General features: G+C 66.8%; 26 protein-coding genes and 1 riboswitch. Of the genes, 16 read left to right on the plus strand and 10 right to left on the minus strand.

Annotated elements, in window-relative coordinates:
* Positions 1–14: 14 nt before the first annotated feature.
* Both metG and V6X73_RS04015 read right to left on the minus strand, forming a co-directional pair.
* The gene (gene metG, locus V6X73_RS04010; protein WP_407810756.1) at positions 15–1667 is read right to left on the minus strand and encodes a methionine--tRNA ligase; all 1653 of its coding nucleotides are present in this window, start codon (positions 1665–1667) and stop codon (positions 15–17) included.
* A 34-nt stretch (positions 1668–1701) separates the two neighbouring features.
* A complete protein-coding gene (locus V6X73_RS04015; RefSeq protein WP_367958884.1) occupies positions 1702–2238 on the minus strand; it encodes a shikimate kinase in 537 nt (178 codons plus the stop codon).
* Between the two features lie 136 nt (positions 2239–2374).
* Here V6X73_RS04015 and apbC point away from each other — a divergent pair, with 136 nt between their 5' ends.
* On the plus strand, positions 2375–3469 hold the full coding sequence (apbC, locus tag V6X73_RS04020; RefSeq protein WP_367958883.1) for an iron-sulfur cluster carrier protein ApbC: 1095 nt from the start codon (positions 2375–2377) through the stop codon (positions 3467–3469).
* A gap of 16 nt (positions 3470–3485) precedes the next feature.
* Positions 3486–4049, plus strand: coding sequence for a dCTP deaminase (gene dcd, locus V6X73_RS04025; protein WP_367958882.1), 564 nt, complete (start codon positions 3486–3488; stop codon positions 4047–4049).
* A gap of 6 nt (positions 4050–4055) precedes the next feature.
* Here the strand turns inward: dcd and V6X73_RS04030 are convergent, their stop codons facing one another.
* Genes V6X73_RS04030 through purM form a run of 3 tightly spaced genes read right to left on the minus strand, consistent with a single transcriptional unit; the run spans position 4056 to position 6537 of the window.
* On the minus strand, positions 4056–4826 hold the full coding sequence (locus tag V6X73_RS04030; protein WP_367958881.1) for a DUF3108 domain-containing protein: 771 nt from the start codon (positions 4824–4826) through the stop codon (positions 4056–4058).
* Positions 4823–5482, minus strand: coding sequence for a phosphoribosylglycinamide formyltransferase (purN, locus tag V6X73_RS04035; RefSeq protein ID WP_367958880.1), 660 nt, complete (start codon positions 5480–5482; stop codon positions 4823–4825). Before purN ends, V6X73_RS04030 begins: the two co-directional genes overlap by 4 nt.
* Complete coding sequence (gene purM, locus V6X73_RS04040) at positions 5479–6537, minus strand: phosphoribosylformylglycinamidine cyclo-ligase (protein WP_367958879.1); 1059 nt, start codon at positions 6535–6537, stop codon at positions 5479–5481. The genes purN and purM overlap by 4 nt, the downstream gene beginning before the upstream one ends.
* A gap of 82 nt (positions 6538–6619) precedes the next feature.
* Between purM and V6X73_RS04045 the strand changes: the two genes are divergently transcribed.
* Both V6X73_RS04045 and hda read left to right on the plus strand, forming a co-directional pair.
* Positions 6620–7681: a DUF2066 domain-containing protein gene (locus V6X73_RS04045; RefSeq protein WP_367959008.1), complete on the plus strand. Its 1062-nt coding sequence runs from the start codon at positions 6620–6622 to the stop codon at positions 7679–7681.
* Positions 7678–8388: a DnaA regulatory inactivator Hda gene (gene hda / locus V6X73_RS04050; protein ID WP_367958878.1), complete on the plus strand. Its 711-nt coding sequence runs from the start codon at positions 7678–7680 to the stop codon at positions 8386–8388. The genes V6X73_RS04045 and hda overlap by 4 nt, the downstream gene beginning before the upstream one ends.
* On the opposite strand, the gene V6X73_RS04055 is transcribed toward hda, so the two are convergent.
* Both V6X73_RS04055 and wrbA read right to left on the minus strand, forming a co-directional pair.
* Positions 8385–8792: a DUF2069 domain-containing protein gene (locus tag V6X73_RS04055; protein WP_367958877.1), complete on the minus strand. Its 408-nt coding sequence runs from the start codon at positions 8790–8792 to the stop codon at positions 8385–8387. The two genes, hda and V6X73_RS04055, sit on opposite strands and share 4 nt — an antisense overlap.
* Positions 8789–9403 (minus strand): NAD(P)H:quinone oxidoreductase, encoded by a 615-nt coding sequence (wrbA, locus tag V6X73_RS04060; protein WP_367958876.1) that lies wholly within the window; start codon positions 9401–9403, stop codon positions 8789–8791. Before wrbA ends, V6X73_RS04055 begins: the two co-directional genes overlap by 4 nt.
* Positions 9404–9552: 149 nt before the next feature.
* On the opposite strand from wrbA, the gene V6X73_RS04065 reads away from it, so the two are divergent.
* Both V6X73_RS04065 and V6X73_RS04070 read left to right on the plus strand, forming a co-directional pair.
* On the plus strand, positions 9553–9873 hold the full coding sequence (locus V6X73_RS04065; protein WP_407810458.1) for a c-type cytochrome: 321 nt from the start codon (positions 9553–9555) through the stop codon (positions 9871–9873).
* Positions 9870–10232: a c-type cytochrome gene (locus V6X73_RS04070; RefSeq protein WP_367958875.1), complete on the plus strand. Its 363-nt coding sequence runs from the start codon at positions 9870–9872 to the stop codon at positions 10230–10232. Before V6X73_RS04065 ends, V6X73_RS04070 begins: the two co-directional genes overlap by 4 nt.
* Here V6X73_RS04070 and V6X73_RS04075 read toward each other — a convergent pair.
* Positions 10202–11041 (minus strand): Rossmann-fold NAD(P)-binding domain-containing protein, encoded by an 840-nt coding sequence (locus V6X73_RS04075; RefSeq protein WP_367958874.1) that lies wholly within the window; start codon positions 11039–11041, stop codon positions 10202–10204. The two genes, V6X73_RS04070 and V6X73_RS04075, sit on opposite strands and share 31 nt — an antisense overlap.
* A gap of 39 nt (positions 11042–11080) precedes the next feature.
* Between V6X73_RS04075 and trmH the strand changes: the two genes are divergently transcribed.
* Positions 11081–11749 carry a tRNA (guanosine(18)-2'-O)-methyltransferase TrmH gene (gene trmH / locus V6X73_RS04080; RefSeq protein WP_367958873.1) on the plus strand — a complete coding sequence of 223 codons (669 nt, stop codon included), beginning with the start codon at positions 11081–11083 and terminating at the stop codon, positions 11747–11749.
* Here trmH and V6X73_RS04085 read toward each other — a convergent pair.
* Positions 11689–13419, minus strand: coding sequence for a proline--tRNA ligase (locus V6X73_RS04085; RefSeq protein ID WP_367959006.1), 1731 nt, complete (start codon positions 13417–13419; stop codon positions 11689–11691). The two genes, trmH and V6X73_RS04085, sit on opposite strands and share 61 nt — an antisense overlap.
* Before the next feature lie 159 nt (positions 13420–13578).
* Between V6X73_RS04085 and ilvN the strand changes: the two genes are divergently transcribed.
* Genes ilvN through V6X73_RS04125 form a run of 8 tightly spaced genes read left to right on the plus strand, consistent with a single transcriptional unit; the run spans position 13579 to position 20178 of the window.
* Complete coding sequence (gene ilvN / locus V6X73_RS04090) at positions 13579–14073, plus strand: acetolactate synthase small subunit (protein WP_367958872.1); 495 nt, start codon at positions 13579–13581, stop codon at positions 14071–14073.
* A gap of 20 nt (positions 14074–14093) precedes the next feature.
* The gene (gene ilvC, locus V6X73_RS04095) at positions 14094–15110 is read left to right on the plus strand and encodes a ketol-acid reductoisomerase (protein WP_367958871.1); all 1017 of its coding nucleotides are present in this window, start codon (positions 14094–14096) and stop codon (positions 15108–15110) included.
* 33 nt (positions 15111–15143) lie between these two features.
* Positions 15144–15914 carry a CDP-diacylglycerol--serine O-phosphatidyltransferase gene (gene pssA / locus V6X73_RS04100; protein ID WP_367958870.1) on the plus strand — a complete coding sequence of 257 codons (771 nt, stop codon included), beginning with the start codon at positions 15144–15146 and terminating at the stop codon, positions 15912–15914.
* A 35-nt stretch (positions 15915–15949) separates the two neighbouring features.
* Entirely contained in the window at positions 15950–17503 is a 1554-nt protein-coding gene (locus tag V6X73_RS04105; protein WP_367958869.1) for a 2-isopropylmalate synthase, read from the plus strand.
* A 53-nt stretch (positions 17504–17556) separates the two neighbouring features.
* Positions 17557–18201, plus strand: coding sequence for a uracil-DNA glycosylase (locus V6X73_RS04110; protein WP_367959004.1), 645 nt, complete (start codon positions 17557–17559; stop codon positions 18199–18201).
* The gene (gene rimI, locus V6X73_RS04115) at positions 18201–18683 is read left to right on the plus strand and encodes a ribosomal protein S18-alanine N-acetyltransferase (RefSeq protein WP_367958868.1); all 483 of its coding nucleotides are present in this window, start codon (positions 18201–18203) and stop codon (positions 18681–18683) included. Before V6X73_RS04110 ends, rimI begins: the two co-directional genes overlap by 1 nt.
* An 8-nt stretch (positions 18684–18691) precedes the next feature.
* Positions 18692–19957: an MFS transporter gene (locus V6X73_RS04120; RefSeq protein WP_367981406.1), complete on the plus strand. Its 1266-nt coding sequence runs from the start codon at positions 18692–18694 to the stop codon at positions 19955–19957.
* Positions 19954–20178 carry a DUF2970 domain-containing protein gene (locus tag V6X73_RS04125; protein WP_367958866.1) on the plus strand — a complete coding sequence of 75 codons (225 nt, stop codon included), beginning with the start codon at positions 19954–19956 and terminating at the stop codon, positions 20176–20178. The genes V6X73_RS04120 and V6X73_RS04125 overlap by 4 nt, the downstream gene beginning before the upstream one ends.
* Here the strand turns inward: V6X73_RS04125 and V6X73_RS04130 are convergent.
* A complete protein-coding gene (locus tag V6X73_RS04130; protein ID WP_367958865.1) occupies positions 20150–21541 on the minus strand; it encodes a sodium:solute symporter family transporter in 1392 nt (463 codons plus the stop codon). The two genes, V6X73_RS04125 and V6X73_RS04130, sit on opposite strands and share 29 nt — an antisense overlap.
* Positions 21531–21631, minus strand: a riboswitch (TPP riboswitch). It overlaps the preceding gene by 11 nt.
* 134 nt (positions 21632–21765) lie before the next feature.
* Between V6X73_RS04130 and V6X73_RS04135 the strand changes: the two genes are divergently transcribed.
* Positions 21766–23109: a DUF945 family protein gene (locus tag V6X73_RS04135; protein WP_367958864.1), complete on the plus strand. Its 1344-nt coding sequence runs from the start codon at positions 21766–21768 to the stop codon at positions 23107–23109.
* The last annotated feature ends 11 nt before the right edge of the window (positions 23110–23120 follow it).

A 23120-nucleotide genomic window follows, 5' to 3' on the forward strand; every position in this document is an offset into this window, starting at 1 on the left:
GCTCGCGTGATCGCTCATGCCGGTTTGAGGCTCTCCCGGGAGTCTTCGATCATCGCCTCGACCGCGGCCGGGTCGATGCGCGTCATCAGCGGTTTGAAGCGCTCGATACGATGGTCGAGTAGCGGCTGACCCGCGTCCGCCCAGGCCATGGGCGGGACCTGGAGGAAGGCCTCGGCGGCCTCGGCGGTCCGTGGCAGCACCGGTTTGAGATAGAGCATCAGCACCCGGAACAGGTTGATGCCGGTGGTGCTGATCGCATGCAGTGCCTCGGCCTGGTCCGGGTCTTTAGCCAGCACCCAGGGCTTTTTCTCGTCGATGTACTGGTTGGCCTCATCGGCCAGTGCCATGACTTCGCGCACCACCCGGGCGTATTCGCGCTCTTCGTAGAGCCCGCCGATGGTCTCGGCGCGGGCGCTGATGCGGCGGAAAAGCTCGGGCGTGTCGAGCCGCGGGCCAAGCTGGCCGTCAAAGCGCTTTTGGATGAAGCCAGCGCAGCGGCTGGCGATATTGACCAGTTTGCCCACCAGATCGGCATTGACCCGCTGGGTAAAGTCCTCAAGGCTTAAGTCGATGTCATGCACCCCGGTGCCCAGTTTGGCAGCGAAGTAGTAGCGCAGATATTCCGGGTCGAGGTGGCGCAGATAGGTCTCGGCCATGATGAACGTCCCCCGCGATTTCGACATCTTCTGCCCATCGACGGTCAGAAACCCGTGGGCGCAGACCCGGGTGGGGGTGCGAAAGCCGGCCCCGTGCAGCATGGCCGGCCAGAAAAGGGCGTGAAAGTAGACAATGTCCTTGCCGATGAAGTGATAGAGCTCGGCGTCACTGTCGGCGCGCCACCACGCATCGAAATCAAGTCCCTGGCGGTTGCACAGATCCTGGAAGCTGGCCATATAGCCGATCGGCGCGTCCAGCCAGACATAGAAGTACTTGTCAGTGGTATCCGGGATCTGAAACCCGAAGTAGGGGGCGTCCCGCGAGATATCCCACGCCCGCAGGCCGGCGTCGAACCACTCCTGGAGCTTGTTGGCGACCTCTTCCTGCAGCCCTTCGCCGGTGGCCCATTCGCGCAGCATGGGCTCGAAGTCCTGCAGCCGAAAGAAGTAATGCTCCGAGGCCCGCTGGACCGGCGTCTCGCCCGAGATCACCGAGACCGGGTTCTGCAGCTCGTCGGGCGAGTAGCTGGCGCCGCAGGCTTCACAGTTGTCGCCGTACTGGTCATCGGCACCGCAGCGCGGGCAGGTGCCTTTGATGTAGCGATCGGGCAGGAACATCCCCTCGCGCTCGTCATAGGCCTGGGTGATGGTCTGCCGGTCAATCCAGCCGCCATCGCGCAGCCGGGTGTAGATGAGCTCGGAGAAATGCCGGTTTTCTGCCGAGTGGGTGCTGTAGTAGTTGTCAAAACCGATATGAAAGCCGGCAAAATCCCGGCGATGATCGGCGCCCACCTGCTCGATCAGTGCCTCCGGCGTGATGCCCTGCTCCCGGGCCTTGAGCATGATCGGTGTGCCGTGGGCATCATCGGCACAGACGTACCAGCATTCATGGCCCTGGAGCTTCTGGTAGCGCACCCAGATATCGGTCTGGATGTACTCGACCAGATGGCCGAGGTGGATGGGCCCGTTGGCATAGGGCAGGGCACTGGTCACCAGAATCTTCCGGCTCATTGACGCTCCGCGCGGTGGCAAATTAAAGGGAGCATTATGCCAGAGGCGAGGGCAGGGCATGCGCCCGGGTTAGCGTCGCGATCACCCGATCGGCCACCGCGAACTGATCATCGCCGCTGGCATCGACGCTGAACTCGGCATAGTGCGCATAAAGCGCCTCGCGCTCGGCGAAAAGCGCCGTCAGGCTCTGGCCGGGCGCTCGAGCCAGCCCGCGGGTGGCGGCATCCTGCACCCGAGAGAGGATCGTCTCCAGATCCACCTGCAGATGGACGATCACGCCGTGGCGTTGCAGGGCGGTCATCGCCGCGTCGCTGTAGACCGCGCTCCCGCCGGTGGCAATGACGTCACCCCGGCAATCGAGCTGCGTCAGCACCCGGGCCTCGATCGCCCGCAGGGTCTGGTACCCGTGGGTATCGACGATCTGTTGCAGCGTCTGCCCCTCGCGGTGTTCGATTAAGCGGTCGGTATCGGCAAACGCCAGGCCCAGGCGACGGGCCAGCAGTGCGCCAACGGTGGTCTTGCCTGCGCCGGGCATGCCGATGAGCACGATGTTCGATGGTCGGCGGGTCATACGAGCAATATCCCGCGGCAGACGCCGCCCCCGCAAGCGCAAGGGGCGTAGCCATCCGGGGCGGCTGCGGTTTCCACTGCCGGCGGCGGGGGTTAGACTTGGCGGTTAATCCGTTGCGACAACCCATGGGGCGTTCATGAGCACAGTCACCCGCGAAGCCGTCGAGACCGCCCTGCAGGGCTGGGTGGAGCCGGCCCTGGGGCAGAATCTGGTTGACGCCGACGCCGTCGAGGCGATCACCGTCGATGGCACGGCGGTGACCATCGCCCTGCGATTGGGTTTCCCGGTCGGCCGCTACCAGGACGAACTCGAGCGCACCCTGACCGAGCATCTCCAGGCGCAGACCGGGGCCGGCACGGTGACCATCAACGTCGACTGGCAGGTCTCTGCCCGCCAGGTCCAGGCGGCGCTCAAGCCGCTGGAGAATATCCGCAACATCATCGCCGTGGCCTCGGCCAAAGGCGGGGTGGGCAAGTCCACCACCTCGGCCAACCTGGCCCTTGCACTGGCCGACGAGGGCGCTCGGGTGGGGCTTCTGGATGCCGACATCTACGGCCCCAGTCAGCCCCGCATGATGGGGGTGGCCGGGCGCAAGCCGGACAGCCCGGATGGCAAACACATCACGCCGCTCGAGCACTACGGCGTGCAGATCATGTCCATCGGCTTTCTGATCGAAGAAGACACCCCCATGGTCTGGCGCGGGCCGATGGTCACCCAGGCGTTGACCCAGCTGCTCAACGAAACCCGCTGGGAGTCGCTGGATTATCTCATCATCGATCTGCCACCCGGCACCGGCGACATCCAGCTGACGCTCTCGCAGAAGGTTCCGGTGGCCGGCGCGGTGGTGGTGACCACGCCGCAGGACATCGCCACGCTGGATGCCCGCAAGGGGGTGAAGATGTTCGAAAAGGTCAAGGTCCCGGTGCTGGGCATCCTCGAGAACATGTCCTTGCATGTCTGCTCGCAGTGCGGGCACGAGGAGCACATATTCGGCGCCGGGGGCGGCCAGCGCCTGGCCGACCAGGAGGGGGTCGAGCTGCTCGGGTCGCTGCCGCTTGATCTGCGCATCCGCGAGCAGGCCGACAGCGGGCAGCCCACCGTGGTGGCCGACCCGGAGAGCTCGGTTGCCAGCCATTATCGAGAGGCGGCGCGCCGGACCGCCGCGTTGCTGTCGCGCCAGGATCCGGCGGGCGCCAGCCGTTTTCCCAACATCGTCGTCGACGACGACTGACCGAGGACCCTGTTCGATGACCATCAAATCCGACCGCTGGATCCGGCAGATGGCCGGTGAGGGCATGATCGAGCCCTTCGAGCCCGGCCAGATGCGCGAGAACGCCGGCGGGCGGATGATCTCGTACGGCACCTCGAGCTATGGCTACGATGTCCGTTGTGCCGATCATTTCAAGATCTTCACCAATATCAACTCGGCGGTGGTCGATCCCAAAGATTTCGACGAGTCGAGCTTTGTCGATGTCCGCTCGGATGTGTGCATCATCCCGCCCAACAGCTTTGCCCTGGCGAGCACCGTGGAGTACTTCCGCATTCCGCGGAACGTGCTGACCATCTGTCTGGGCAAATCCACCTATGCGCGTTGCGGCATCATCGTCAACGTCACGCCCCTCGAGCCCGAGTGGGAAGGGCATGTGACCCTGGAGTTCTCGAATACCACGACGCTGCCTGCCCGGATCTATGCCAACGAAGGGGTCGCGCAGATGCTCTTTCTCGAGTCCGACGAGGTCTGCGAGCAGTCCTATGCCGATCGGGCCGGCAAATACATGGGCCAGCGCGGCGTGACCCTGCCGCGCCCCTGACCGCGATCAGCCGCCACCGCGCATCCCCGGCTCGCGGCGCAGACCTTCGAGGCTTTCCAGGACCAGCCGGGCACTGCGGCTGCCGTCCTCCCACTGTTCCACCTGCACGGCGAGATACCCCAGTGCCGGCGCGCACCAGAGAATGGTGTGTCGATCGCTGTCGGTGTCCCGCCGCTCGATGCGCAGCACCCGAAACCGGCCCTGCGGGGTGTTGACCGTCTCTTTGCCCTCGATGGTGAGCAGATAGGTCTTCAGCCGCCCACCATCGGCGATGCGATAGACCAGGCGATTGGCCTCCTCGCCCCGCTCGGTGAGATCGTGCATCAGCTGCAGTGGGCTGATGACCCGATCGATGGTGTCGTGGGTGATCTCGGCTCGCCAGGGGTAGTCGGCGATGTCGTTGACCACCTCCAGCGCCTGCCAGTCAAAGCGCAGCTCGGCTTCGCGGGCATCGTCGCCGCCGGTGCGCTGATAGCGATAGACCTCGGGGCGGAACCCATCCTCGACGATGCGCCCGCGGCTTTCTTCGCGGACCTGGGCGGGAAAGAGCCACCGGGCCAGGCCCACGGCCCGGGTGTAGAGGCGGTAGTGATAGCGTTCACCCGGCAGCCGGCGATAGCTCAGATCAGCCCGGCCCAGCGTCAGGCCGGTTCGCTCAACCGCATAACGGGCGCTGAAATCGCCAGGTGGCCGGAATGTCTCGGCAGCGGCCGCGCCGCTCCCGATGGCCATAGCAAAGACCATCCAGCCCAGCCATTGGCGGCTGCACCGCTTCACGTCTCGCCTGTCTCCAGACGCACCGGGGTCTGACCGGTCTGGCCGTCGAATACAACCGAGCGGTTGGCCATGGCCACGCGGCCGGCGGCGATCCACTGCACCACGCGGGGGTAGAGGCGATGCTCCATGGCCCGGACCCGGTCCTCGAGCCGCGCCGGTGTGTCATCGGCGTGGACCGGGACCACCGCCTGGGCGATGACCGGGCCGGCGTCCAGCTCGGGAATCACGTAGTGAACACTGCAGCCGTGCTGTCGCTGACCATCGGCGATGACCCGCTCATGGGTATGAAGCCCGCGGTAGGCGGGTAACAGCGAGGGGTGGATATTGATGAGCTGCCCTTCGAAGCGCTCGACGAATGCATCGCCGAGGATGCGCATGAAGCCCGCCAGCACCACCAGATCCGCCGCCAGGGCCTCGAGCCGGCCGGCAAGCCGGCGGTCGTAGTCAGCGCGGCGGGCGAATTGGCGGTGGTCGATGACCTCGGTGTCGATGCCGTGGCGTCGCGCCCGCTCCAGCCCGCCGGCGCCGGGGCGATTGCTGATGACCCGGACGATGGTTGCATCGATTTCGCCGGTCTCGATGCCATCGATGATGGCCTGCAGGTTGCTGCCGCTGCCGGATATCAGAACCGCGATGCGCAGACGAGCGTTGTTCATTCGCCGGCCTGATAATGGACACTGGGCTGCGCGTCGGACGCCGGGACCACCTCGCCGATCGTCCAGGCCGTCTCGCCGGCGGCCTCGAGGCAGCGGATGGCATTATCGGCCTCGGCGGCCGGGACAACCGCCACCATGCCGACCCCGCAGTTGAAGGTCCGTCGCATCTCTGCGGTGCGGATGCCACCGGTTTGCTGCAGCCAGGCAAAGACCTCGGGCCATTGCCAGCTGTGGGTATCGATCCGGGCGTCCACCCCGTGCGGCAGCACCCGCGGCAGGTTCTCGGTCAGCCCCCCACCGGTGATGTGGCAAAGCCCGTGCACCGTGACTTGACGGGTCAGTGCGGCAATGGCCCGGGCATAGATCCGTGTCGGGGCGAGGAGTGCTTCCATGCCCGGCCCGTCCGGCCGCGCGGGCTGTCGGGCGGCCGGGTCAAGCTCGATGACCCGCCGCACCAGCGAGTAGCCATTGGCGTGGATGCCGCTGCTGGCCAGACCGATCAGCCGGTCACCGCTGCGAATGGACTGACCGTCAATGATGCGGTCCTTGTCGACCACACCCACGCAAAACCCCGCCAGATCATAATCGCCGTCGCCGTACATCCCCGGCATCTCGGCGGTCTCGCCGCCAATCAATCCGGCGCCGGCCTGCCGGCAGCCCTCGGCGATCCCCCGGATGACGCGCTCGGCGGTCGCGACATCGAGCTCGCCGGTGGCGTAGTAATCGAGAAAGAACAGCGGCTCGGCGCCGGTGACCAGCACGTCATTGACACACATGGCCACCAGATCAATGCCGATGCCGTCGTGCCGGCCGCTGTCGATGGCCAGCTTGAGCTTGGTGCCCACCCCATCGGTGCCAGAGACCAGCACCGGTTGGCGATAGCGATCCAGCGGCAGCTCGAAAAGGCCGCCAAAGCCGCCCAGGCCGCCCATCATGCCCGGGCGGTGGGTGGCTTTGACATCGGGTTTGATGCGCTCGATGAGGGTGTTGCCGGCATCGATGTCGACACCGGCATCGCGATAACTCAATCCACTGTGGGGGTCGGCTTCGGTCACGCTGAGCTCCGACGGACTGGTGCTTGGCTATTCATCCGGCCATGGTACCGTAATCGCCGGTTCATCGGCTGCAGCCCTCGTGATGGAAATACTGCTCAACCGCCTCTTACTTGCCCTTTGCCTGTTTCCGGCGGCGTGGCCGGCGATCGCCCAGAACGCGTCGGCGCCCGGCGAGGTCCGGGTGGCGGTCAGTGATGACTCGGCCGCGGCGCGGTCAGCGGCCATCGAGACGGGCGTGGTCCGCATGATCACCCGGCTGACCGGCGATCCGGCCGTGGGGGATAGTCTCATCGGGCAGCGGCTGCAGGAACAGGCGGATCGCTTCGTCGAGGGGTTTTCGTATCGCCGGCTCGAGACCGAGTCCGAGACCGAGACCGAGGACGCCGCCGATGCCCAGCGCCTCGAGCTGGCGTTGCAGCTGGATGAACCGGCCCTGCGCGAGGCGCTGGTGCGCGCCGGTGTCCGGGTCTGGCCATCGGAGTTGCCCACCGTGCTGGTGTGGCTGGCACTCGAGCGCGATGGCGAGCGGCAGCTGCTCGACGCCTCGGCGGCCGCGGCATTGGCCCCCGGGTTACGGTCGCTGGCTGCCGAACGGGGCATCCGCGTATTCTTCCCGCTGCTCGATCTCGCCGATCGCCAGACGCTCACCTATGTCGATGTGGCCGCGGGCTTTACCGAGCCGATCCGCGAAGCCTCAAAGCGCTACAACGCGGATCTCGTGCTTGCGGGTCGACTGCAGCGCGATGCCACCGGCTACGTCCGCAGCCGCTGGATCGGGCTGGGCGAGGAAGTCAGCCGCGGGCGCTGGCAAGCGGCCGGGCCGAGCGTCGAAGCGGTGGTCGAGGACATGGTCCCGCGCATTGCCAGGCGGCTGCGGCGGGTCTATGCCTTTCTGCCCGATCTGGATGCCCGCCGCCGCCTCGAGGTCGAGGTCCGGGGGGTCACCGATTTGTCTGCCCTGGATGCGCTGCAGCGCCGTTTGGGTGCGATCGCCGGGGTGCAGCGTGCCCGTGTGACCCGCGTCGCCGCCGACCGGGTGACGCTGAGCCTGGCGCTGCAGGTGGATAGTGAGCGGGTGCTGGCGGCGTTGGCGGACGACCCGCGCCTTGCCGAGTCGGGGTCGGGCTGGCGCTGGCAGCCATGACCGGGGGGCATCGGCGGGCACAACGGGCGCTGGCGTTTCAATGGAACGACCGCGCGGATCTGGCGAGCTTTGTGCCGCATGGCAACGAGGAGGCGGTCGCCGCCATCCGGTCGCTGGGCGATGGCCATCCGCAGGGGCTTTACTTGATGGGGCCCGGCGACAGCGGCAAGAGTCATCTGCTGCAGGCCGCCTGTGGCGACGCCACTCAAAAGACAGGACAGGCGGTCTATCTGCCGCTGGCGCAGCTGGCCGGCCAATCACCGGCGCTGCTCGAGGGGCTCGATCAGCTCGCACTGGTGGCCATCGATGATCTGGCGGCCGTGGCCGGCGATCCGGCCTGGGAGGAGGGGCTTTTCCATTTGTACAACCGCCTGCGGGATCAGGGGGGGCAACTGGTGGTCGGCGCCCGGCAGGCGCCGGCTGGGCTGGGGTTGCAGCTGCCGGATCTGGTCTCGCGTCTCGAGGCGCTGCTCAGGCTGCGGCTGAGCGCACCGGATGATCAGCGCCGCCGTCTGATCTTAAAAGCGCTGCTTGGCCAGCGGGGGCTGACGCTGCCCGAACCGACCATCGATTATGTTCTGCGCCACCAGTCGCGGGATCTCGACCACCTGCTGATGGTGGTCGAGCGGTTGGATGCCGCGTCACTCGAGGCCGGGCGCCGCCTGACCGTGCCCTTTGCCCGCGAGGTACTCGGACCGCCGGATTAGTCGGTCCCGAGGGTTTGTTTTTCGGCCTTGTGGCGCTGCTTGCCGCGCCGTAACACCAGCATGGCGGCGCCAAAATAACCCAGCGTCAGCACCAGCTCGGCACTGCCCAGCCAGCGCTCGGGAAAGCCGCCGGTGGCGGCCAGCATGCCGTGGACGAAGTAGGCCAGGATCAGCATGCCCGTCCATTGCAGCGTATAGCGGCGGCGGTGGAGCAACCCGCGCAGGCCGAGCAACAACGGCAGCAGAAAGATCACCAGCATCAGACTGCGGGATTCGGGGGGCGGTGGTGACAGCCAGATGAGCCAGGCGAACAGCAACGCGATCTGCCCGACATAGCAGCCCGCCGCGATGCGGTAGAGCGGCGTGTCGCCGACCCGGTGGGCGCTCTCGTCGGTCGCGCTCACAGCCACGCGTCCGTATCGCTTTGCAACCGCCGCGCGGCGTTGGCCACCCGGCGGCCGAGGGCCTGGCAGAGCTGCGCCTCATCTTCGTCCACCGCCCGGTCGGCATCGGCGCCGGCCAGATGGCTGGCGCCATAGGGCGTCCCACCGGTGGTGGTCCGCATCAGCGCGGCTTCGTGGTAGGGCAGGCCGGTGATCAGCATGCCGTGGTGGAGCAGCGGCAGCATCATGGACAACAGCGTGGTCTCCTGGCCGCCATGGAGGCTGCCGGTCGAGGTGAACACGGCGGCCGGCTTGTCCGTCAGCGCCCCGCTGAGCCACTCGCTGGTGGTCTGGTCGAGAAAATGCTTCAACGCCGATGCCATGTTCCCGAACCGGGTCGGGCTGCCCAGGATCAGTCCCTGACACTGCGCAAGATCGGCCAGCTCGGCATAGGGTGGCCCTTCGGCGGGTACCGGTGCCGCCACGGCTTCGCTGACCTCGGAGACGGCGGGCACGGTACGCAGTCGGGCCCGGCAATCCGAAACGCTTTCGATGCCATGGGCGATCTGACGCGCCATGCCGTGGGTGGCGCCGTGGCGGCTGTAGTACAGGACCAGGATTTCGCAGCTCATGGCGGCATCATCGGGATTCGGCGGCGTTGACGCAAGTCAACTTTACCGCCGTTGCGATCCATGGAAATATATGACGGTGCGTCGGGGCGCCGTCCCCGGCTGGATTGCCGGAACCGGCTAAGAGGAGTGCAATGAGAATCACGCAAGCGATGGCGGTTGCCATCATGCTGCTGCCACTGGCCTTGCCCGGGATCGCGCTGGCCCAGGGAGATATCGAGGCGGGCCGCGCCAAGGCTTACACCTGCCTTGGCTGTCACGGGGTCGAGGGTTACCGCAATGCCTACCCGTCCTACCGGGTGCCCAAGCTCGGCGGACAGCATGCCGAGTACCTGGTCTCGGCCCTTCAGGCCTATAAAAACGGCGACCGCCAGCACGCCACCATGCAGGCACTGGCCGCCACGCTCAGCGACCAGGACATGCAGGATATTGCGGCCTATTTCGAAGCCGCTGGCCGGGAGGACAACCCATGATGCACCGGGCAACGAAAGCCTGCCTGCTGGCGGGGGCGTTGATGAGCGGCGCGGCCGTGGCCCAGCCCATCGGTGATGTCGAAGCCGGGCGGGAAAAATCCCAGGCCTGCATCGCCTGTCACGGCGAAAAAGGTGCGGCGCAGAATAACCCCGCCTGGCCCATGCTTGCCGGCCAGCACCCGGATTATCTGTTGCACGCGCTCAAGGCCTACAAAAGCGGCGACCGGCAGAACGCCATCATGAACGGCCAGGCGGCCGGGCTGAGCGCGCAGGACATGCGGGATCTCGCCGCCTACTTTGCCGCCCAGACCCCGGCGGTCCATGGCCTTCAGCGCGAGGCGGTCAGCAGCGCCGAGTAACCGGCGCGAAAGTCTGGGTAGATCAGCTCGTAACCCGACTGCCGGAGCAACCGGTTGCTGCAGCGCCGCCCGGCGCTGTCCCCGCTGACATGATCCGGGGCCGGCAACGCGAGTCGCCGGGCTAACCAGGTCATCACCTCGCACTGGGTCGCCGGATCGTCGTCCACGCCGATAACCACCGGCGGCGGGTCCGGCAGTCCGCCCAAATGCCCGAGCACGCCGATACAGTCATCCTCATGGATTCGGTTGGTAAAGCGCGGTGGCCGGGCCTGGCAGGCGTCGCCGCGGCGGACTTTGCGCAACAATGCCTCGCGCCCGGCGCCATAGATGCCCCCGAAGCGAACCACCGTGGATGGCCCGTGATGGCGGTGGGCCAGCGCCTCGGCCTCAAGCAATCGCACCCCAGAGAAACGCGCCGGCCGGGTGGGGCTTGCCTCATCCACCCAGCTGGCATCGTCCTGGCCGTAGACGCCGGTGCTCGAGACCATGACCAGCCGGGCGTTATGGCTATGTCGATCGGGCAGGTCGCCAAGCAGATGCTCGAGGCTTGTGACATAGGCGGCCCGATAGCCGGCATCATCGTACTGATCCGGGGTCATGATGAAGTAGATGCGGTCGAGCCGCTGTGGCAAGCGCGATGACAGCTCGCGGGTCGAAGCCAGGTCGGCCGGGCACGGGACGATGGCCGAGGGCAACGCGTCGCAGCGCCGGCGCAGACCAAAGACGTGATGCCCGGCGGCGGCAAGCCGCACGCCCAGACGGGTGCCCAGCCGGCCACAGCCGGCGATGAGGATTCTTTCTTTCATCATCGCTTAGAATACGCCGTTCACCGCCATGGAGGACAAGCGTTGACCGCCCATCGCCTGAATCGCTGCCGTGCCGCGCTGGATCGCCGTCAGCCGGATCTGCGGGTGCTCATGGACGGGGTGCACAAGCCCCACAACCTCAGTGCGATCCTGCGCACCTGTGACGCCGTGGGGGTGTTCCAGGCCCATGCCGTCGTCCCCCGGGGCAATCTGGCCATCCACCGCCACTGCGCCGCCGGCGCCGGACAATGGGTTGAGACCGTACTGCATGACGAGGTCACCGCCGCCGTCCGGTCGCTGCAGTCCGAGGGAGTCCGCGTCTATGCCGCGCATTGGTCGCCCCGGGCGGTGGATTTTCGCGACGTGGATTACACCGCACCGACCGCGGTTTTGATGGGCGCCGAGTTGTGGGGGGTCAGCGACGCCGGAGCCGCGGCGGCCGACGGCCATATCAGTGTGCCGATGGCCGGGCTGGTGGAGTCACTGAACGTCTCGGTGGCGGCGGCGGTGATCCTTTTCGAGGCGCAGCGTCAGCGCCAGGCCGCCGGTTTCTATGATCAAGTCCGACTCGATCCGGAGCGATATCGCCGGACCCTTTTCGAGTGGCTCCACCCCCGGCTCGCGGCACGCTGTCGCGAGCTGGGTGAGGCCTATCCGGCGCTGGATGCCGACGGCGACCCAATCCGCTCGGCCAGCGCCGCGGATAACTGATCCAGCGGCAGGTCCTCGCTGCGCTCGGCATCCCGGGGCCGATATTCCACCGTGCCGGCCTCGAGCCTCCGGGCGCCGATGACCACGCGATGGGGGATGCCGATGAGCTCCATGTCGGCGAATTTCACTCCGGGGCGTGCCCCCCGGTCGTCCCAGAGCACCGACCATCCGGCCTCGCCAAGGGCCGCATAGGTACGCTCGGCCGCCTCGGCGACGGCCGGGTCGCGGTCGGCCCCGATGGAGATGAGCGCCACCTCGAAGGGCGCGAGCGGTGCTGGCCAGACGATGCCCTTGTCGTCGTGGTTCTGCTCGATGGCGGCGGCCACCACCCGCGAGACCCCGATGCCATAGCAGCCCATGATCAATGGTTGCGGCGTGCCCTGTTCGTCGAGGACCGTGGCCTCCATGGCCTCACTGTATTTGGTGCCCAGCTGGAAGATATGGCCCACCTCGATGCCGCGGTGGATTTCGAGTTGGCCCTCGTCGCAGGCTGGACAGGACTCGCCGGCTTTGACCATGCGTAGATCGGCCACCGGCGGGCGGGGGGTGTCGCGCTCCCAGTTGAGGTTGATCCAGTGGTGGTCGCTGCGTCCGGCGCCGCTCGAGAAATTGCCCAGATCTGCTGCCCGGTGGTCCACCCGCACCGTCAGCCCGGGTGGCAGGTCGACCGGGCCGATGAAGCCGACCGGGGCACCGGTGGCTTGCTCTGCCTCGGCGGGCTCGGCCATGCGCAGTTCATCGGCCTCCAGGGCACGGGCGGCCTTGACGTCGTTGAGTTCGTCGTCGCCGGCGATGAAAAGCACGGCCGGTTCGCCATCGGCCATGACCACCACGCTTTTGACCACCTGGTCGGGGCGCAGCCCCAGGGCCTGGCACTGGGCCTCGACCGAGCGCGCCCCCGGGGTGGTGTGCTGCTCGGCGGGCTGCGGCTTTGTTGCCGGGCCCGGCGCCGGTCGGCTGCTCGCGGTTTCGGTGTTGGCGGCGTAGCGGCAGTGGTTGCAGCTGGCGATTTCGTCTTCGCCGGAGTCGGCGAGAACCATGAACTCTTCGGACACCGACCCACCGATGGCGCCGCTGTCGGCGCCGACCGCCCGAAAGCGCAGCCCTAGACGCGCAAAGATGCGTTCGTAGGCATTGCGCATGGCCTCATAGGTGGCCTGCAGCGAGGCCTCATCCAGGTGAAAGGAGTAGGCGTCTTTCATGACGAACTCCCGGGCCCGCATCACCCCGAACCGCGGCCGGATCTCGTCGCGGAACTTGGTCTGGATCTGGTAATAACTCAGCGGCAGCTGCCGGTAGCTGCGCAGCTCGCGGCGCAGGTAGTCGGTGATCACCTCTTCGTGGGTGGGGCCGATGCAGAAGTCGCGCTCGTGCCGATCGGTCAGTCGCAGCAGCTCGGGGCCGTACACCGACCAGCGACCGGACTCGTGCCACAGCTCGGCGGGCTGGACGGCGGGCATGAGCATCTCCAGCGCGCCGATGGCGTCCATCTCTTCGCGGACCACCTGTTCGACCCGCCGCATCACCCGCAGGCCCAGTGGCTGCCAGGTATAGAGCCCGGCACCGAGTTTCTCGATCAAGCCGGCGCGCAGCATCAGCTGGTGACTGATGATCTCGGCATCCGCCGGTGTCTCTTTGCTGGTGAAAAGCGGAAAACGGCTCACCCGCATGGTTTGTCGCCCTGTCGGTGGCTGGGTTGGCGCCACAGGGTAGCCCAGCGTCGGGCGGGCGCCCACCCCTGCCAGCTTGACGCTCATGGCTCGGCACCGTAATTTGAGCCGCTTTCATCGGATAAACAGCGGATCGCGAACAGCGCCAGCCACGGGATTATGCGACATATCATCTCTATCCTCGTCGAGAATGAGTTCGGCGCGCTGGGTCGGATCGCGGGGCTTTTCACCGCCCGCGGCTACAACATTGATTCGCTGACGGTGGCCCCCACCGACGACGCCACCCTCTCGCGCGTGACCCTGGTGACCCAGGGGGATGATCAGATCGTCGAGCAGATCCTCAAGCAGCTGAACAAGCTGCTCGATGTGGTCCGGGTGCTGGACATCACCGAGGCCACCCACATCGAGCGCGAACTGATGCTGGTCAAGGTCCAGGCCACCTCGGGCGAGGCGCGCGAGGAGTTCAAGCGCCTGGCCGATATCTTTGACGCCAAGGTGGTGGATGTCACCGACAAGACCTATACCATTGAGGTGATCGGTCGCAGCAGCAAGCTGGATGCCTTTCTCGAGCTGCTCGATCGCAAAACGCCCATGGAGGTGGTGCGATCCGGTGTGATCGGCATCGCCCGTGGCGAAAAACAATTGCGTATCTGAACACAACCCCCGGGGGAGTCATGAAGGTTTTCTACGATAAGGACGCGGATCTTTCCATCATTAAGGGCATGAAGGTGGCCATTCTCGGGTATGGCTCGCAGGGGCATGCCCATGCCAACAACCTCAAGGAGTCCGGCGTACCGGTGGTGGTGGGACTGCGTGCCGGCTCGGCCAGCGCCGAGAAGGCCCGTGCCGCCGGTCTCGAGGTCGCCGAGGTGGCCGATGCCGTGGCCGCCGCGGATCTGGTGATGATGACCCTCCCCGACGAACACCAGGCGGCGGTCTACGAATCCCAGGTGGCGCCCAACCTCAAAAAGGGCGGCGCCATCGCCTTTGCCCACGGATTTAACATCCACTACCAGCAGATCGAGCCGCGGGCGGATATGGACGTCATCATGGTCGCCCCCAAGGGCCCGGGGCATCTGGTGCGCTCGACCTATGTCGAGGGCAACGGCGTCCCCAGCCTGATCGCAGTGCATCAGGATGCCAGCGGCAAGGCCCGCGAGATTGCCCTGTCCTATGCCTCCGCCAACGGCGGTGGCCGCTCCGGGGTGATCGAAACCAGCTTCCAGGAAGAGACCGAAACGGATCTTTTCGGCGAACAGGCAGTGCTTTGCGGCGGCATCACTTCGTTGATCGAGGCCGGCTTCGAGACCCTGACCGAGGCGGGTTATGCCCCGGAGATGGCCTATTTCGAGGTCCTCCACGAGACCAAGCTGATTGTCGATCTGCTCTACCAGGGCGGCATCGCCAACATGCGCTACTCGATTTCCAACACCGCCGAGTACGGGGATTTCACCCGCGGCCCCCGGGTGATCAACGAGCAAAGCCGTCAGGCGATGCGTGAGCTGCTCGAGGAAATCCGCAATGGCGAATTCGCCAAGGAATTTGTCCTCGAAAACCAGGCCGGTGCGCCGCGACTCAAGGCCATGCGGCGTCGTGCCGCAGAGCATCCCATCGAGGCGGTCGGCAGCAAGCTGCGCGGGATGATGCCCTGGATCCAGGCGAATCAGCTGGTTGATCGCGACCGCAACTAAATCCCGGGCGTCCGCCGCCCGGTCGAGGGAGGCATGAGCGACCCAAGCCCCGAGCCCCGGCGAAAGCGCCGGGGCATCTATTTGCTGCCCAATCTGATCACCACGCTGGCGCTTTTCTTTGGCTTCTACGCGGTGGTCGCGGCCCAGTCCGGAACCTATGAGTTGGCGGCCATTGCCATTTTCGTCGCCATGGTCATGGATGGTCTGGACGGGCGGGTTGCCCGACTGACCCACACCCAGAGCGATTTCGGCGTGCAGTTCGACAGCATCGCCGACATGGTCTCGTTTGGCATCGCGCCGGCGCTGGTGGTGTATCTCTGGGCGCTCGCCGACCTGGCCAGTCTCGGCGCTGTCTGGGAAAAACTCGGCTGGCTCGGGGCGTTCATCTACACCGCCTGTGCCGGTCTGCGACTGGCACGGTTCAACACCCAGGCGGGGATGGCCGATAAGCGCTATTTCCAGGGTCTGCCCAGCCCGGCCGCGGCGGCCACACTGGCCGGGTTGGTCTGGGCCGGCGATCGGCTGGATTTTGGCGGCTGGCCCGCCGGTATCCCGGCGCTTGTCATTACCCTTCTGGCCGGGGTGTTGATGGTCAGTAATGTCCGCTATGACAGCTTCAAGGAAATCGATTTTCGCTATCGGGTGCCCTTTGTGGTGATGGTCCTCGGGGTCATGGCCGTGGCCTTGATGTCGCTGCATCCGCCGAGTGTGCTGTTCGCCCTGGCGCTCACCTACATGGGGTCGGGGCCGGTTTTGACTGTGCTGCGTCGACGTCGGCGTCGCAAAAGGCGCAAGGCGGGTTAGAATGGATTTGCCAACCCGTTAAGAGGATACATCCGATGAGCGATGCGGATCGTTTGATCATCTTTGACACGACGCTCCGTGACGGCGAGCAGAGCCCCGGGGCTTCAATGACCCGCGAAGAGAAGGTGCGGATCGCGCGGGCGCTCGATCGACTGCGGGTGGATGTCATCGAGGCGGGTTTTCCAGCGGCCAGCCGGGGCGATTTCGAGTCGGTCCAGGCGGTGGCCGAGACGGTCGAAGACGCCCGGGTGTGCGGCCTGGCCCGGGCCAACGAGGCGGATATCGATCGCGCCGGTGAGGCGGTGGCGCCCGCCCGGGCCGGCCGGATTCACACATTCATCGCCACCTCGCCGGTGCATATGGAGAAAAAGCTCCAGCTGACGCCCGATGAGGTGGTCGAGCGGGCGGTGACCGCGGTCAAGCGCGCCCGCGGGCTCTGCGATGATGTGGAGTTCTCGCCCGAGGACGCCGGCCGATCCGATCCGGACTTCCTCTGCCGGATCATCGAGGCGGCCATCGACGCCGGCGCGACCACGATCAACATCCCGGACACGGTGGGCTACAACATGCCGCGGCAGTTTGCCGGTCTGATCCGCAGCCTGCGCGAGCGTGTCCCCAACAGCGACCGGGCGGTCTGGTCGGTGCACTGCCACAACGACCTCGGGGTGGCCGTCGCCAACTCGCTGGCGGCGGTGCGCGAAGGGGCCCGGCAGATCGAGTGCACCATCAACGGCCTTGGCGAGCGGGCCGGCAACGCCGCCCTCGAGGAGATCGTCATGGCGTTGCGTACGCGCCAGGACGACTTCCCCTGTGACACCCGGGTCGAGACCCGCGAAATCCTGCCCACCTCGCGGCTGGTCTCCAACATTACTGGTTTTCAGGTCCAGCCCAACAAGGCCATCGTCGGCATCAACGCGTTTGCCCACGAGTCGGGCATCCACCAGGACGGCGTGCTCAAGCATCGCGAGACCTACGAGATCATGCGTGCCGAGGACGTGGGTTGGGGGACCAATCGCATGGTTCTTGGCAAGCACTCGGGCCGAAATGCCTTTCGCAGCCGTTGCGACGAGCTGGGCATCCGCTTCGAGACCGCCGCCCAGCTCAATGAGGCCTTTCAGCGATTCAAGGACCTGGCGGATAAAAAACACGAAATCTTCGACGAAGACCTCCAGGCGCTGGCCACCGAGGCGGTGGCTGCGCTGGAAGAAGACCAGGGGGCGACACTGGTGGCCTTTCGCTGTTGCTCGGAGACCGGCGAGACGCCGGTGGCCGATGTCACGCTGCAGGTCGATGGCGAGGAGCACAAGCACAGCGCCGCCGGCGATGGACCGGTGGATGCCGCATTCAAGGCCATCGATGGCATCCTCGATGTGAGCGCCGAGCTGCTGCTGTATTCGGTGAATAACATCACCACCGGCACCGATGCCCAGGGCGAGGTCACCGTCCGCCTCGAGCGGGGCGGTCGTGCGGTCAATGGTCAGGGCTCGGATACGGACATCGTGATCGCCTCGGCCAAGGCCTATCTCAACGCGCTCAATCGGCTGCGAAGTAGCGCCAACCGGACCCACCCCCAGACCGAAGGCGTCTGAGGGGCCGCGTTGTGGCTGGGCTCGATGCGCGACGGCATCGCCTGCTGGCGGATATGGGGGTGACGGTCTGGTCGCCGCGACGCGCCGAGCGCCCGGCCCCCAGCGGTGCCGAACCGCCCGGTGCAGCGGCAGCCGTCGATGACTGGGCGGCGCTGGAAGCGGGTATCCGCGGCTGTACCCGCTGCCCGCTTCACCAGACCCGGATCTGTGCGGTGCCCGGGGTGGGTGACCGGGATGCCGAGCTGCTGATCGTCGGCGAGGCGCCGGGCCGCGAAGAGGACCAGCGGGGTGAACCGTTCGTCGGCCGTGCCGGCCGCCTGCTCGATGCCATGCTCCGGGCCATCGATCTGGATCGGCACCGGCGGGTGTATATCACCAATGTGATCAAGTCCCGGCCACCGGACAACCGGGATCCCAAAGCCGAAGAGTTGAGCGCTTGTCGGCCCTGGCTCGAGGCGCAGATCCGGCTCATCCGCCCGCGACGCGTTCTGGCCGTGGGCCGGGTCAGCGCGCAGCAGCTCATTGGCACGCGGGAGGGCATCGGCAAGCTGCGCGGCCGTTGGCACCGCCTGGGCGAGGCCGAAACCCCGCTGCTTGTGACCTATCATCCAGCGTATCTGCTGCGCGAGCCGGCCGCCAAGGCGCGCAGCTGGGCCGATCTGCTGATGCTCAAAACGGCGCTGGAAGCCGACGTCTGATGGTCGCCAGGGCCTTTTTGCCCGTGATCCGCCCCATGCGACCGGCGGATCTCGCGTTGGTCGAGGGCGTCGAGGCCCGGGCCTACGACTATCCATGGAGCATCAATATCTTCCGCGACTGTCTGCGCATGGGCTATGAGTGCTGGGTGCAACTGGCCACCGAGCGGGTGGTGGGGCACTGTGTGCTCGCCATGGGCCCGGGCGAGGCCCATGTGCTCAATCTCGCGATCGACCCCGACTGGCACAACCGCGGCCTGGGGCGGGCACTGCTCGAGCGGCTCCTGACCCGGGCCGAAGAGCTGGGGGCGGAGTCGGTGTTCCTCGAAGTTCGTCCCAGCAACGCCCCGGCGGTGCATCTGTATCGCGCCACCGGATTCCGGCGGGTGGGACGGCGACGCGATTACTATCCCGCCGAAGATGGCCGCGAGGATGCCCTTGTGCTGCGCTACACGCTGCGCGAGGTGGCACCCGCGGGCCGTTGATGACCCCCATGGCGGGTGTGGCATCGCCGGCTCGGCCGTCGCGGCGGGTGGTCTGGTCGTGGGCCCTCTACGACTGGGCCAACTCGGCGTTTGCCACGGTGGTTCTGGCCGGGTTTTTTCCGATTCTCTTTCAGGACTACTGGAGCAGCGCCGCCGCGCCGGCGACGGCCAATCTGCGTCTGGGCTGGGCCAATGGGCTGGCCAGCCTGCTCATCGTGCTGCTGGCGCCGCTCGCGGGGGCGATGGCCGATCGCGGCGGCTGGCGCAAACGGGCGCTGCTTTTCTTTGCCTGGTCGGCGGCCGCGCTGACGGCGCTTCTGGCGCTGGTCCCCGGCGGCGACTGGCTGGTTGCCGCGACGCTTTTCGTCCTTGCCACGGTGGGCTTCATGGCCGCCAACCTGTTCTACGACGCCCTGCTGGTGGGGATCGCGCCACGCCGGCAATGGCATTCGCTCTCCGGGCTGGGGTTTGGCCTGGGCTATCTGGGTGGCGGTTTGCTCTATCTCGGCTGTGTCATCGCCGTGCTCCAGCCCGCCCGTTTCGGGCTGGCGGGGCCGCTCGAGGCGGCGCTGGCCGGGCTGATGGCGACCGCCGTGTGGTGGGCGGTGTTTGCACTGCCGCTGGCGCGCTATGTGCCCGAGCCGCCCGCCACCGGTGGCGGTGCCTCGCTGGGCGGCGGTCTGCGGCAGATCGGCTCGACGCTGCGGCATCTGCGGGCCTATCGGCCGGTGGTTGTGTTTCTGCTTGCCTATTGGCTCTATATCGATGGTGTCGGCACCACCATCCGCATGGCGGTGGCCTATGGCCGGGCCCTGGGCTTCGAGCAGAATGATCTGATCGTGGCCCTTTTGATCACCCAGTTCGTGGGCTTTCCGGCGGCGATTGCCATGGGGGCATTGGGTGAGCGCATCGGCGCGCGCCCTGGCATCCTGCTGGGCCTCGGGGTGTATATCCTGATTGCCGTATGGGGCGCATTCATCCAGGCGCCCTGGGAGTTTTACTGCATTGCCGCGCTGGTGGGACTTGCCCAGGGGGGTGTGCAGGCGCTCAGCCGGTCGCTCTATGCACGTCTCATCCCCCCGGAGCGCGCGGCGGAGTTTTTCGGCTTCTACAATCTGCTCGGCAAATTCGCCGCCCTCATCGGTCCGCCGGCGTTCGGCTTTCTGGGCGTCTGGCTGGGGGATGTGCGCTACTCGATGCTGGCCCTGATTGTGCTGTTTACCGCCGGTGGGTTGATATTATGGCGGGTGGATCTGAGAGGAGCGGAAGCATGAGTGATAACGAGCAGACCCCGACGGCACCGCGTCTGACGGTCTGGCAGGTGATCAAGAGCACGGTTGCCGCCGCGTTTGGCGTGCAGACCGAGGCCGCCCGGCAGCGCGATTTCAAGCAAGGCAGCGCGGCGACGTTCATCATCGCCGGGCTGGTCTTTACCGCGGCCTTTGTGGTGGCGCTGGTGGTGATCGTTAATCTGGTGCTGAGCGGCGCCGGCTGACGGGCAGCGGCACCATCACCGCGGCGGTCACCAGACTCGAGGCCACCAGCGCGCCCAGAAACGGCGCCAGTGTGGGTGTCGCCGCCGGAAAGCTCGCCGCCAGCAATCCGGCGGCAAGGCTGCCCCCGGTGACCACGCCCGGGATGATCGCGCCGACGACGCCGGCCAGGCAGCCGAGCACCGCCGCTTTGGTCGAGGCGCGATGGAAAAGCGCCGAGAGCAGCGGGACCACCGCGGTGGCGCAGAGCAGATCGGCAATCAAAAACAGCCTCAGCACCGAAACCTGCTGGAGCGCCAACAGCACCACCGGCAGCATTAACAACGCGGTCAGAACCCGCGCCCCCCGCAGGCCCAGGCGTCCGGTCTCGGAGGCCCCCAGCGAGACCAGCGCATTCTGTAGCGTATCCACCGACGAGGCCACCAGGGTGATGCCAAGTACCAGCGCCGGCAGGGTCAGCCAGGCGGGCGCTTCGGCGAGTAGCGCGAAAAACGGGATGGGCGGGTTGCCCAGCTCGAGGCCGCGCCCGGCCGCCACCAGCCCGAGGCCGCCAAGCACGCCGATGACCAGCATCGTCGCGATACCGCCCAGCAGCGCGCCGCGTCGCAGGGCAGGGATATCCGCAGCGGCCCAGACCCGTTGCCAGTAGCCCTGGTGGAAAAGATTGGCTGCGGTCACCGCGATCACCAGGGTGAGGGCGACGGTCAGCCCCGTGGCCGCCGATGGGGGCGCGGCGCTTGCCGCCTCGGCGGTGGCATCCCCCGCGGCCGCCATCAGCGCCGCCAACGCCACCAGGGCGAGCAACACCAGCAGCAACCCCCCTTGCCAGCGGTCGGTGATCAGGCTCGCCCGCAACCCCCCGGCCATGGTGTAGACCAGGGTGGCGGCGGCGACCGCCGCGATGGTGAAAGCGCCGTCTATCCCGGACAAAAGGGCCGTAATCGCCCCCACGGCGGTGAGTTCCGCGGCCAGAAAGCAGAGCATGTAGAGCAGCGAGAGCACCCCGATCCAGCGCCTGAATCCATTGCCGAAGCGCTCGGCGGCAAACTCGGTCAGGCTTCGCCCCTGCGCCAGCCGCCGGCGGATGGTGGGGCCCATCCAGGCGAGCAGGGCGAATGGCAGTGCCGAACCCAGTGCGTAGCCGGCCACGGCCACCGGGCCGACAAAGGCCCCGACCTCGGGTGGGGCAAACAGAATCCATGCGCCCATGCCCGAGGCCAGAAAAGACAGGCCCAGGGTGAGTCCGGTCTGGCTGTTGCGGGCGGTGAGATAGTCATCGAGGCCGCCTGGGTGGCGGGCCCGTAGCCCCAGAAGGACAAAGATCAAAAGCGCGGCGGCAATCGCCGCCATGGTCAGGGTCTGCATGTCGCACTTCCTCCGCCGGTATGACCCGGTTCAGGTTCCAGGGTCTGCGCGAAGCGCACTCTCAGTCCGAAGACTCCCCTGGCGACGAAAATCTGGATGATTCGAGGATCGAGTATGACCGCGGTGGGTGGGGTCGCTCAAGTCGTCGGCTGCGGTTGGGCTGGGCGTGGCGCCGGCAAATCGGCATGATGGCGGCCGAAACCAACAACGGGAGTACTGGCACCATGGCGCGTAGACGGCACTGGCTATTGACGGCCCTGGTCGTGGGGGTCGTGGCAGGCGGGGTTGCCCTGCCCATCGTCAATGGTCAGCGGGCCGAACAGGCCTGGGTGACGGGGATCGAATCCATCGATGCAATGCTTGAGGGCGACTATGGCCGGCCCAGTGGCGTCGAGTCGCGGGTCTATGACCGGGGGCTTTTCAGCGCCCAGGCGCGGGCCCGGATCCGTCTGGCGGCACCGGCTGTGTCACCGGCGCTTGCTGCGGCACTGGGCAATGATCGCGGCGAGGTAGTGCTGACCCTCGAGCAGACCATCGAGCATGGCTTGCTGGGCATTCGCTTTGACGGGCATCTCATCCCACATGATCGACTGGCCATGCAACTGCGCCGGTTTGTCGCCGATCCCGCCGAGGCTGTCCGCGTCGGGGGCAAGGTCAACTTGCAGATGCGACAGCTTCGGGTCTCGACTGTGCCATTGAGCGGGTTGATCGAGGCGGACGAGCCGCTGGTGCTGGACGCCGCCCCGCTTCGCCTGGAGCTCAGCTTCCAGCCCGATGAAAAGCGCCTCGACACCCTGCTGAACTGGCCGGGTATGACGCTGGACGCGCCGGAGCAGGGCGGCGAGCTGCGTGTCGATGACGTCTCGTTGAACAGTACCGGCCGATTGGTGGCGGGCGATCTGCTCAATGGCCTGTGGGTCGGCCGCAGTGAATTGCGGCTCGGCGATATGGCCGCCCGATCGCCCATGGAGCCGCCGGTCCGGCTCGCTGAACTGTCGGTGACGGCCAACAGCGAGGCGGCGGACAACGGCCGGATCGATGCCGGCCTGGGGCTGCGTTTCAGCCGGCTGTCGTTGCCGGAGTTTCCGGTGGTGCGCGGCCAGGCCCGATGGCAACTGCGCTCGCTGGCCGCCGAGCCGTTGATGGCGCTAAGCCGCATGGCCCCGGCGCTGGAGGATAGTCCTACGCTTCCCGACCGGGCACGGGCGCATCTTGCCGATCTGGCAGCGGCAGGCCCGGTGCTCACCCTCGAGTCGATGCGGCTTGAGACCGAAGCCGGCACGGGTTTGAGCAGCACCGGTCGCGTGATGGTCGATCCGGCCATGGCCGAGGCGCTGCGCACCGGGGCACGGGGCATAGCGCTGCTACGGCATCTGGCGATGACCGCAACCATGGGGCTTGATCAATCCCTCGGTGATGCACTGCCGGCCGAGCCCGCCGCCTGGCTTGCCCAGCTCCAGGCCTTTGGCATTGTCCGCCGGCAGGCCGGCGAGTACCGCATCGAGGCGGCGCTTGAGCAGGGCACGTTGACGATTAACGATCGGCCCTGGTGGCGCCTGGATGGGTAGCGTCGGCGGCT

Source organism: Spiribacter pallidus (assembly GCF_040838495.1).
GTDB lineage: Bacteria > Pseudomonadota > Gammaproteobacteria > Nitrococcales > Nitrococcaceae > Spiribacter > Spiribacter pallidus.